Annotated in this window: 1 protein-coding gene; it reads right to left on the reverse strand. The window is 45.0% G+C overall.

The window, feature by feature from the left end; translation table 11 throughout:
• Positions 1 to 515, reverse strand: a 515-nt coding sequence (locus tag HC175_RS17400; RefSeq protein WP_168139562.1) for an alanine dehydrogenase, incomplete at both ends; no start/stop codon positions are given.

Here is a 515-nt window from a genome sequence, read left to right on the forward strand (position 1 = left end):
TTATCGTGGCTGGTGATCTCACTGCTTTCAAAGCAGCCACCCATATCGATACTAACATCAATAATAACAGCACCTTTTTTCATGCTTTCAACCATGGCTTCTGTAACCAGAATAGGGGAGCGGTTCTTTCCTCTTACAGCCCCTATGACCACATCACTTCTTTTAAGGGCTTTAATAATGTTCTTTGGCTGAATGGTGGAAGTATGTAACGGCCGACCAAGATTGGCCTGTACTGCCCTTAAACGTGTAAGGGAATTGTCAAAGATCTTAATATTTGCTCCCAGACCCAAGGCAGAACGGGCTGCAAATTCTCCAACGGTACCGGCACCAAGAATGGTAACTTCAATTGGAGGAACACCGCTAATATTTCCAAACATGAGTCCGTTTCCTGCCGGATTATTACTCATGATCTCTGACGCTATTAATATAGAAGCTGTTCCGGCTATTTCGCTCAAGGCTCTAACTGCAGGGTAGGTTCCGTCATCACCCCGTATGAATTCAAAAGCGAGAGCGGT

The sequence above is a fragment of the Salinimicrobium oceani genome (assembly GCF_012037645.1).